The organism is Pseudomonas sp. MAG002Y, assembly GCF_019400845.1.
GTDB classification, from domain to species: domain Bacteria; phylum Pseudomonadota; class Gammaproteobacteria; order Pseudomonadales; family Pseudomonadaceae; genus Chryseomonas; species Chryseomonas luteola.
The window spans coordinates 1-11,260 of the sequence record NZ_WOEJ01000035.1; the positions used below are offsets into that span (position 1 = coordinate 1).

Annotated in this window: 5 protein-coding genes and 1 pseudogene; 5 read left to right on the forward strand and 1 reads right to left on the reverse strand. The window is 50.7% G+C overall.

Annotated features, from left to right (window positions below; genetic code table 11):
• Nucleotides 1–868 precede the first annotated feature (868 nt).
• The 4 genes from GM154_RS25205 to GM154_RS25220 all read left to right on the forward strand — a co-directional run bounded on the left by GM154_RS25205 (nt 869) and on the right by GM154_RS25220 (nt 7,620).
• Complete coding sequence (locus GM154_RS25205; RefSeq protein WP_219654233.1) at nt 869–2,017, forward strand: acyltransferase; 1,149 nt, start codon at nt 869–871, stop codon at nt 2,015–2,017.
• A gap of 1,412 nt (nt 2,018–3,429) precedes the next feature.
• On the forward strand, nt 3,430–4,098 hold the full coding sequence (locus GM154_RS25210) for an ABC transporter ATP-binding protein (RefSeq protein ID WP_219654235.1): 669 nt from the start codon (nt 3,430–3,432) through the stop codon (nt 4,096–4,098).
• A gap of 2 nt (nt 4,099–4,100) precedes the next feature.
• Nucleotides 4,101–6,569: an ABC transporter permease gene (locus tag GM154_RS25215; RefSeq protein ID WP_219654237.1), complete on the forward strand. Its 2,469-nt coding sequence runs from the start codon at nt 4,101–4,103 to the stop codon at nt 6,567–6,569.
• Nucleotides 6,559–7,620 carry a lipocalin-like domain-containing protein gene (locus tag GM154_RS25220; protein WP_219654238.1) on the forward strand — a complete coding sequence of 354 codons (1,062 nt, stop codon included), beginning with the start codon at nt 6,559–6,561 and terminating at the stop codon, nt 7,618–7,620. Before GM154_RS25215 ends, GM154_RS25220 begins: the two co-directional genes overlap by 11 nt.
• A 38-nt stretch (nt 7,621–7,658) precedes the next feature.
• On the opposite strand, the gene GM154_RS25225 is transcribed toward GM154_RS25220, so the two are convergent.
• Nucleotides 7,659–10,484, reverse strand: coding sequence for a LysM peptidoglycan-binding domain-containing protein (locus GM154_RS25225; RefSeq protein ID WP_219654240.1), 2,826 nt, complete (start codon nt 10,482–10,484; stop codon nt 7,659–7,661).
• Nucleotides 10,485–11,011: 527 nt separating this feature from the next.
• Between GM154_RS25225 and GM154_RS25230 the strand changes: the two are divergent.
• Nucleotides 11,012–11,260 (forward strand): annotated as a pseudogene (locus tag GM154_RS25230) (glycoside hydrolase family 5 protein); the annotation flags it as partial.

An 11,260-nucleotide genomic window follows, 5' to 3' on the forward strand; every position in this document is an offset into this window, starting at 1 on the left:
CAGGGGCTTGTCAACTACCGCTTCCCTCTTTCCGCTTCTGCCAGACCGGAGGCCTGACCCTGACTAAACAGCTAAGCCATTGATATACAAAGCTTTTTGCCGTTCCATTGCAGCGGAAGTGGGGCGCATTATAGGCCCCTCCGCTCACAGGTCAAGCTTTATTTGAACATCTTGGATAAGCGTTACGCAGAGAACTCTTTAAGAAAGAAGTCTAGATAGTGTGCCTCGATAGGTGCATGAGGTGCGAGGCATTTCACAAGAGTAAGACGGAATGCTCTACCACAAACGATTGAAGCTGACTCAGTTCTAATTTTGAAGCCGCTAAAAGGAACGGCTTTTAAACCTATCAGTCATTACCCTAGCTGCTATCTACCAGAAATGCTTAGCGCATAGAGAGCAGCTGGTTGATGAATTTACAAATACAGGGTTTCTAAATGGCTTTTTTCTCAAACAAAAGCAAAGTGGTAAGCATTAACGCAAGACGCTGCGCCAAAAGCCCTACCCAAATGCATAGTGTTGAGGGGGATCGTAAGAACTCAGGAAACCAACCGCTATCCAGTCATAATCAGCACATAGGATTCTTTGGAATTTAGAAGCCGCTCGGGCTTGACCGCAATAGTCGCAACAGCCTATGGCTTACCACTGGGTTGCTTCTTTTCCTTTGATGACCGTCAGCCTTATGAAGGCCTCGTCATTGTCCATTCATTGGTCTTCCTAGCCGATACCTTTCCGCATGGTCTTATGGTTTTTGTCGATTATCGTACTGTCCCTCTTTTACTAGGAGCAGATCCAAGCGCTCTTTCGACTAAAAATCTGCTAACCATTAAAAAGGCTGGAAGAGCAACACTATTACGATATCAACTCCGCTATGACTGTAACGCTGGAATTACTGCTTATTTATGTGTTGTCCATGTTCTTTTTGGACAGATTATTCAGGCGTCTAAATATCCTGTCAGAGCAGGCGCTAACCCGATCCTCCCCTATTGACGCACTACGAGGCGTACTCTCTACCACTGTGGTCTGCTGCCACTTTATGGTGACCTACCAATGGAAGACCACTGGCGAATGGGCAGGCTCAGACAGCAGTGCGCTCCTGAACAATATGGGGGCGGTTCCCGTCACGCTCTTTTTCATGATTACAGGCTTTCTATTCTTTGGAAAAATTTATCAGCGCAAGCCTGACTGGCCACATATATTCCAGTCTCGATTCTGGAGAATCATGCCATTGTACGCATTCGTCGTGGCAGTAGTCGTATTTATCAGCTTGTACCGAACCGGATTTGATCTGGTATCGCTTACTCAACTGGCCAAGGAAAGTCTGAGATGGGTTGTTTTTCTTGGTGCCTCTTTTAATGGCTTTCAAGAGAGTCGCATCATTACGGCCGGCGTCCAGTGGACGTTGAAATATGAATGGTTCTTTTATCTAGCCCTTCCTGTTCTCGCAGCGCTGATCAACCGCGAAAACTATGGCCGCTACCTTGCCCTATCTCTCATCGTGGTAGTAGCTGCATTACCTGCAGCACAATTGGAAGTGTTAAAGCTCCATTTCTTGCTATTCTTTATTGCCGGATTTATCCCCGTGCTGATCAAGCGACACCGGCCAGCATGGATTGATTATCTAAAGAAACCTGTCTATGGCGCTCTGGCAATAGCTCTCATTGCATATAGCATGACAATGCCGGATTACTTTTCTGTACCTCAGATTTTGCTTCTTAGCATAGCGTTCGCCATTATTGCACTGGGTAACGATCTATTTGGATTATTAAGTAGTTACGGGTTGAAGGCTTTAGGTGAAATTAGCTACAGCGTTTATTTGATTCACGGGGTGGTGCTATATGGCCTCTTTTCTTGGTTACAGGTCTATCCTTTTATAGACAGCAATGTTTCCCACTACATTATGCTTCTGCCTTTGGTGCTGGTATTGGTATGCGGGCTTTCTTTGTTAACTTTCCTGGGAATAGAAAAGCCTTTCATGTTGAAGCCGAGAAAAGGCGTAAACACCATACCGCCTCTCTAAAAAGATCTGGGTGTCATAGTTTCAACTATGACGCCCATGTTTTCAATAATTTAAAATCCCTAATAAACCAGAACGATTTCTAGATACTTTTTTGGCTTTAATTCTGAACATATCATTTGATCGAATGTTCTCATGCACCTAGAAGAAAATGAAACCCGATAAAGTGGGCTTTAAAAATTTTCCGTTAATCAAGCAAAAAGAAATTCTCTGGATGAAGCCAAAGCGATGTTTGCACCTAAACCTCCTTTAAATCATACGGATAAAAAGGCTCTACTGGAAAATGCAAGAATGCTATGAGTTTTACTTTCAATCACTAATAAGTCCCCACCAGATGGCAAAGTATATCAGTCCCAACATGTCCAAAAATTTACATAGCTTTTACTTGGAACGGGTATCGTCTTTACAACAGAAAGGCTTTAATGCGAGGGCAAGCGAACGATCCGTTGTTTGGTTTGTAACACGTCATCAGCCACCCCAGAAGCAGTGATTTCCCCCGTTGCTGCTTTTTTACTGGGGTGGTCTTTTTCAGGACGCACCAATCAAACGCGCGCTATCAAGGTAGCGTGAAGTGGCTAACGTTTGGTTAAGATCAGGCGTGCAAAGCTAGCTGCCAAACAGCGGCCTTACCGCAGTAAGGCGGAAACCGTTTGCCTTTAACGATGGGCGAGGCCGTGCGAGGAGCACCTATAACTGTCCAGATGCCACTTTCTGGACACGTCTGACCTGTTGTGCACTGGGTACCGATAGGGGTGATAGTAGGCATATCTACTACTTCTGCAGTATTACTTCTCATGACAATACAAACGTAGCTGACTATGGTCTGTTGAGGTTAACGCAGCGCTGTTGTTTTGCAACTAGCTTATATCGGCTGGCCTACCAAAGATGACTAACGGCATGACTATGTATAAATGAGGACGATCTCCATGACTCCGCTACGCTTAGTAGGGTGAAAGTCAACCAGAAAACCGTTACAGGCTATTTAAAGCAAGTCAATATCACACTGATATCACATCATTGATCATCTAGTTATATAAATAAGGCACCTCATGCCTCAAATCAGTGCTGGCTATAGGATGGGCTTAGGATTGGAGCTGCTATAGCAGAAAATAGTACTTGCGAAAGATACGATTACTTTTAGCAAAAGGCTCTGTTGAGCACGACTGCTTACCTGTGACCGAGTACTATTGCGTTATGATCTTCGATAGACCTTTATCTGAAATTCCTAAAGCCAACGACACCTCTTCGCTAGTCTAGTAAGCGGTTTTATTTTTACTGTATAAATTTCTTACATCGATCCTATCTCAAGAACTAAGTCATGAGATTTGGGTTCGATATGACCTCTTCGCAGATCATCCCAGCGATCGCTGTCTCTGGTTTGCTTGTGCGTTTACCAGACGTATCAAGGCTCACTTATGCTTCATGTGCGACAACTTCATAAAAGCTACCCCACCCCTCAGGGCACTCTGCCGGTACTTCGAGGTATAGATTTAGATCTGCAGCGTGGTGGCAGTCTGGCTCTTATGGGCGAGTCGGGAAGTGGTAAAAGCACACTCCTTCATCTTATCGCTGGACTCGACAAGGCAGATAGTGGCCGCATCGATATCGATGGAAAGGCATTACACTCATTTAACGAACAAGCGCTGGCTGACTGGCGTCGCTGTGAGATTGGCCTGATTTTTCAGCAGTTCAACCTCATCGGCAGTCTGACGGTAGAGGATAATCTCGCTTTTCAGGCGCGGCTTGCGGGACGGCACAATCCATTGTGGCAGGCCCAGCTTGCCGAGCAACTGGGTCTGAGCGAGTTATTGCAACGGTACCCAGAGCAGCTTTCGGGAGGACAACAACAGCGTGTGGCATTGGGTCGAGCCCTGGCATCACGTCCAGCGTTAGTACTGGCTGATGAACCGACCGGTAACCTGGACGAAGTAACTAGCGCCCAAGTACTCAAGCTGTTACTGGATCTGGTAGACCGTAGTGGCTGTACGCTGCTGATGGTTACTCATAGCCCACAGGTAGCGGCACAGTTGCAGCAACGCGTCGTGTTGCGGGCAGGCCAAATTGCTACCCCTATGGGAAGCTGACCATGGGTGTTGTGTATTGGTCTGTGCGCAGCCTAATCAGTCACTGGCGAAAACACCCCGTGCAGTTTTTCAATCTATTTACCGGGCTCTGGCTAGCCACGGCATTATTAACTGGCGTTCAGGCGCTTAATAGCCAGGCAAGGCAAAGCTATGCGCAGGCCAGTCAGCTCATTGGCGGTTTACCTCAAGCGACACTTTCTGCACGTAATGGCGGACTTATTTCTCAGGAAAGCTTTCTTGCGTTACGCCGACAGGGATGGCCTGTGTCACCAATGTTACAAGGCAGCGCCATTATTCAAGGTCAAACACGCCGTCTGCAAATCATGGGTATCGAACCAGTGAGCCTGCCGGTGGGCTCGTCCATAGCGGGCGAACCAACCGAAACACAGGACTTGATGGCGTTTATTAGTCCACCTGGGCAAACCTGGGTTGCTAACCAAACACTACATGAGTTGAACCTGCAGGAGGGTGAGCAGCCTTACCTGGTTAATGGGCAACGCCTCCCGCCGATAACAGGTAAGTCAGGCATGGCTCCCGGCATGTTGCTAGTCGACATCGGAGTAGCCCAGCGGCTACTTGAGGCGCCGGACCAACTCTCACGCCTTGTTCTCCCAGCAGATTTTCAGGCACCCCTTCCTTCTCCGTGGAATGAACGATTGCAATGGCAGCCCCATTCAAATGAAAACGACCCGGGCCAGCTCACCGAAAGTTTCCACCTCAACCTAATGGCGCTTGGGCTGCTAGCTTTTGCAGTTGGATTATTTATTGTACACGCGGCTATCGGGCTGGCCTTGGAGCAACGAAGACCCTTATTGCGTACATTGCGCGCCAGCGGTGTAAGTGTTCAAAAACTCCTGATAGCGCTGACTGGAGAACTAATAGCGCTCGCGTTGCTAGGGGGGCTGGCAGGTATTGTTAGCGGCTACGTACTGGCCAGCCTACTCTTACCAGACGTGGCAGCCAGCTTACGAGGTTTATATGGTGCTGAGGTGGCCGGAGAGCTCTCTCTCAGTCCAATCTGGTGGCTAGGTAGCCTGGGACTTAGCCTTCTGGGTGCGCTGTTGGCGGGCGCAAACAGTTTATGGCGCGCCGCTCGGTTGCCATTGCTAGGACTTACCAATAGCGAGGCTTGGCATCAGGCCCACCGTGCCTGGCTAAAACGCCAAGGATGGATCGCCGCTGTTGCAGCAGTGGTTGCCTTCATTGCCTGGCTGACAGGCAATAGCCTGGCGGCAGGTTTCGTCATGATGGGCAGCCTACTGCTCGCGGCAGCTCTAGGTCTGCCGGTAGCACTCAGCGGCCTGCTGAGACTAGCACCTGTCTCCATGCGGTCACCATTACTGGGCTGGTTTATTGCCGACTGCCGACAACAGTTACCTGGCCTGAGTCTGGCCCTCATGGCTTTGTTGTTAGCCCTTGCCGCTAATATTGGTGCCGGCAGTATGACTGAAGGGTTTCGGCATACCTTTAGTGTCTGGCTGGATCAGCGCCTTTCTGCCGAACTTTATATCCGCCCAGCTAGCCCGGATCAGGTGCAAGAGATGGCTAACTGGCTAACAGCGCGTCCTGAAGTTGATCGTGTTCTGGCAGGTCTTGAGCTTGAAACGCAATTGGGTGGTTGGCCTTTGACCATTGCAGGCGTAGAGGATGATGAGCTTTACCGCAACCATTGGCCTTTACTAGAGGCACGAGCAGGTAACCCTTGGGACGCACTCTTCAAGGGCGATAGCGTCATGCTTAGTGAACAACTGGCTCGGCATTTAAACGTTGAAATAGGCGACACGGTAAAACTACCGGCAGCCGAAGGGGCGTGGCTTGCCAAGATCGTGGGTATCTACGCGGATTATGGAAACCCTCGTGGCCATGTTCTGGTAGATGCTAAGGCGATGAAAGCCCATTGGCCCAACCTGCCGGTAAGCCGTTATGCGCTGCGTATGGAGCCCTCCGCCGTTGGCAACCTGAAACAGGCCATCAAGGATACGTTTGCTCTCGATGACTCCCGTCTTGTGGATCAGGTACAGCTCAAACAATGGGCAACACAGGTGTTTGAGCGCACGTTCAGTGCAACCTCGGCCCTTAATACGCTGACGCTGGGCGTAGCAGGTGTTGCGCTCTTAATTGCTTTATTAACGCAAAGCCAGAGCCGCCTTGGGCAACTCGCGCCGTTATGGGCCATGGGTATTACGCGGCGCCAGCTGATGCTGCTTAACTTAGGTCAGACGTGGCTGCTAACACTGCTAACACTGCTCCTGGCGATTCCGCTGGGCATTCTGCTGGCATGGTGCCTGGTAGCCGTGATTAATGTTCAGGCCTTTGGGTGGCGTTTGCCACTTCAGGTTTTTCCGGATCAGCTGATGCGTCTGGCAGGACTCGCTCTACTGGCTACCTGGCTGGCCTCAGCTTGGCCTCTCTGGACCCTGTGGCGGAGCCGCCCGGTTGACTTGCTGAGGGTACTGTCCGATGAACGCTAGGATTGGCTGTCTGGTTGTAGGCCTTTTTGTCCTAGGCGGATGCGATGACTCTTCATCCAAAGGACAAGGCTTTGCCGGTCTGGGCCAGGAAAGCAAGGGCTTTGCTCAGGTCGTACCGGGCAAGGTGTTCTCTTTTCCAGCCGATCATGGCGCCCATCCTGATTTTCGTATCGAGTGGTGGTATGTCACTGCCAACCTAAAGGACGCTGCCGGCAATGACTATGGCGTGCAATGGACGCTTTTTCGTAGTGCCATGCGTCCCGCAGCCGACCAGCCCGGCTGGGGCAACGGGAATCTGTGGTTAGGTCACGCGGGACTGACTACCCGCACGCAGCAATTCCATGCCCAGACACAGGCGCGAGGGGGAGTTGGACAGGCCGGCGTGACAGCTGAACCTTTTGCTGCCTGGATTGATGATTGGTCAATGCAAGGCGAAGCATCGTCAGATCTTAAAGTGCAGGCCCGTGGCGATACGTTCTCTTATCAGCTCCAGTTGACGTCAGATCAGCCACTTGTGCTCCAAGGGGACCAAGGCTTGAGTCGCAAGTCAGCCAGAGGCCAAGCGTCTTATTACTACAGCCAACCTTTTTTCCGCGCACAGGGTGTATTGAAAATCGAGGGCAAACCCGTGGCCGTAAGCGGCACGGCCTGGCTTGATCGCGAATGGAGTAGTCAGCCGCTCTCGGAAGATCAGCACGGATGGGACTGGTTTTCGCTACACCTGCAGGATGGTCGACAACTTATGGTGTTCCGCTTGCGACAGGCAGATGGCGATAATTACCTGAGCGGTACCTGGATAAACGCCGACGGCCAGACCGAACCCCTGCAAAGAGACGAAATCGAGTTAAAAGCCTTGGATGAACATTTGATCGCGGGGCGGAAAATTCCAACGCGCTGGTCTTTGTCCCTAATCAAACGCGGGCTTAACATTGAGGTGTCAGCCATTAATCCCAACGCCTGGATGGATGTGGGAACACCCTATTGGGAAGGGCCCGTACGCGTACAAGGCAGCGAAACCGGAATCGGCTATCTGGAAATGACAGGTTACTGAGCCTGCGCCGCGTTGATAGCAACGCAGGCTCAGCCCGATCAGCTTACTGCCAATCGGTCCAGGTCTAGCATGTCCAAGGTCTGATCAAGTTGGTAAACCGAATTGGGATAAGCAACGCCCATCTCCACGAAGTGAGGGTTCTCTTTGAGGCGCTGAATGAAATAGGTATCGGAAGTATCGTAGATCCAGGAGTTTGATCGGGATTGAAATTCCGGAAAGTCATCATAACTTCCCTTTCGCCTGTCCAGTACGCGGTGGAGGTTGTCCCGTAACAACAATAGGCTTTCATTTGGCATGTTATTGATCCAAGTGACAAAGGCCTGCTGGTCCTGGTTATTCTGCAGATCAAATCCTTTGAGTTCGGCGTAACGTGAGAGCAACGGCAGAACGTTATAACCGTCTCCGCTCTGGTCTGAAAGTGCTTTTGCCGCCGCCTCATCAAGCCCAGCATGAATTAAAAATTGGCTGGTTTCCGGCGTTTGAAAGCGATTGGCCATTTCATGGTGTTTGATAACGTCACGAGTGCCCAATGTGATGGTCGAAAGCAGCACTACACCAAGGCCGATTGGGCCAAAAACAGTGCCTGTGCCCAAGGCTGATGTCACTCCTCCTGCTGCGGATAATGTATAGAGTGACGCTCCCACCGTATCGCCAGACTCCGCCGCCTTGCCTGCGTTGACCAGATCAAACAGCGAGCTGGCAACGCCCAAAACTTTTACCGCAGGACGAGAGCTACCGCCGGCCAATGTGTTTACCCAACCATCCTTGGGTATCTTACCCATGCCGATCAAGAGTTCGGTCGTCTTTTGGGCCGTGCCGGCAGCGTCAAGACAGACCTTAAGGATGGCTTCGGGGCTCTGGTGTTTATGTAACGCAACCCCGGAGCTTGCCAGTACGGCAGCGGCACCGGCCGCCCCGATCATCCTCAAGGTTTGGCCAGCGCGCGTCTGATTATCAAAGGTCCTGACACCATTGGTTGATTTGATATCGTCCAACTTGAGATTGAAGCGAGCGAGACGGTCGGTAATCTGCTCGGCTGTTTCGCCGGGCCTCGGCAATGCCTCTTTCAAGGCATCAATAGCCTTATTGAGATCCTTGTCTGGTATACCAAACAGAGCAGCTACTGGGCCTTTTTTGAGCCCTTCCAGTTTGTTGAGGGCATTTTGCAGGCTGGCAGCATCTCCCGCCTTTACATTCTGAAACTCCGGCATCACCTTGTGCCGTAGAACCTGCGTAGCCACTTCCTCAAGAAACTTTCGACCACGATCCGTTGTTTTGCCAAACTGCCCAATCAGCTTCCATTGATCCAGCTCGTTTGTCAGTTCCGGATATTGGGCCACCGCAGAACTCATGGCTGTAATTGCGTCGGGATTATCCAGTGTCCTGCGGATTTGGTCCTCGATCGCCTTGCGGTCACCTTTAAAGTCTGCCGGAAGATTTTGCAGCGCCTGTAGCTGGTATAAGAGATCACGCCCGTCCTCAGCAACCTGGTCTTTTAGCGCCTGGGTCTGCTCTTCCCACTCGGGCGGTCGCGAGTCAAGATAATCCTGGATGGCGTTATCCCGCTGCTCAGTAGTCATGACAGCGCCCCCATTCAGGGTGAGCCAATTGAGCTCTTCCATCTGTTTTCCATACGCTTGCAGATCATCCGTAACCTTTTTCTGGAACTGATCCAGGCCTGGCAGGATATCGCCCTCTAAAACATAGCGTGTGTCGCTTTGGCCCACAAAGCCCAGCACCTGCAGCGGATAAGCTGGACTTGCTCCTTCGGCAATGCTCTGCACAGTTCCGGTCCGCTCGTAAAGTCCGAGCTCGACCAAACGCTTAATGGTCTCCTCAGCACCAGGCTGACCGGCAATGCGTCCGGTTACGTTGACCAGATGATAGGCTCCTGACGAGCCTACCATGGGCGGGACTGGATTATCGCTGGGCTCGATCAATACCTTTTCCAGTCCGGGAATTGCCGCTTCGACGACCTTTGCCGCAAGATGCGGGTCAAGGTTTTGTGTCATGTTATCCAGTCGTTCGAATACAGTTCTCATCGGTACGAGCTGGCCAGACTGGTTGTCCTGCTGATTCAAGGCGTCAAGCGCGTATTGCCCTGCACTTTGGAAGATCTCCTGACCTGTTGATGACTGCAACAAAACCTCTTTTACATCAGGTGTAACGGTGGAGTAAGCCTTTCCTAGTGTCTCCAATGCGGCAACAGGATTCGGCGATGCGTTAACCTGCTGAACAATCTTCCTGACCTGCGCTTCCACGTCCGGACCCTTGTGGCTGGAAGGCGTCAGCACCAACCCCATCTGTTCAGCACCCTGCTCTATCGCTATCTGAGCCGGTCTACTGTCCGTCCAGTCATGATCAAATAACCATTGCGCAGAGTCGTTACGCTCAGCGGCTGGCAAAGCGGACAAAAACGTCTGCACGTCTTGATTCAGTTGTTCGGTCTCTACTGCGTAATCGATCGCGCCATCTGCAGTGTTAGCGTGTTCGATGGCATTACCTCGAGACTGCAGGTTTTCAAGGAACAGTGTTTTGCCATCAGGCTGTACGGCCAGCTGCTCTGGTGCTGGAGGAGGTAAAAAGACCACATCACCGGCGTGAATGTGATCAATATCAGAAATCTGCGGATTATATTGGGCTGCCTCGTGCAGTGAGACGTAATGCTTCTTGGCGATACCCGTCATGGTGTCACCCGGCTCTACAACTACCTTTTGCTGCTGCAGGTGCGACTCAGGGAGTCTTGGTGCGTCCCCTTCAGGGCGCGGCGTTTCTTGGGATCGCTTGATAAACGCGCTAAATGAATGAAGTGCGGTGCGGAAGTTACTGCGAGAGGTTCCGGCATTATCGATCGGCATCGCCATGGCGTAATGTCCTCGGTAGGCTTCGGTCGTCAGCCTGACCAAGGATGCTTGGCTTAGATGAAAAGCACATGACACGTTAACGCCAAGCTGAAGTAACCATGCTTACGGCTCCATAAGGAACAATAACCTCTACACGTTAATACTCCGTCAGGATAAAAGGCTTATAGCCAGAAAATCATCATTGACCGATTGCTTAATACAGTAAAACAACAAGAATCCGTCAGATCATGAAATTACTTTGCCATTACTTTATTTTCATGATACTCGGGCCGACGAATGGTAATGCGCGTTTTAACCAATAAAAACCTTATAAAAATCAGTCGCTTAAATTATCAAATAAAGCTTTATCTGGCTTTGTTTCAATTCATGTCAATGTTTTGGCATATCGCTTGTATAGCTCAGTACGCAGAGCACAGAGCGCGCTCCGCTTGGCAGTAGCCTAGCCAATTCTTTTTAATTCTGAGCCTCCGCCTGATCTTGCAGTACAGGAAATGGTCGCGGTTGGTCACAGCAGTATGGTGATACCAATGTTTTTTTCGAAACTGTTAAAGAAAAGCCTTCCCCTAGCAGCCGCCTTGGCGCTTGGAACCACTTATGTACAAGCCGAACCGGTCGATCTGGTTAGTCTGAACCTGTCCGGTGCGGGATTTGCTCCCCATGTCTTACCTGGAATCAATGGCACCAACTATATTTTTCCAATGGAATCCTATTTCCAGCAGTGGAGCGCCAGGGGTATCAAGACCTTCCGCTTCCCCATTATCTGGGAGCGCCTGCAA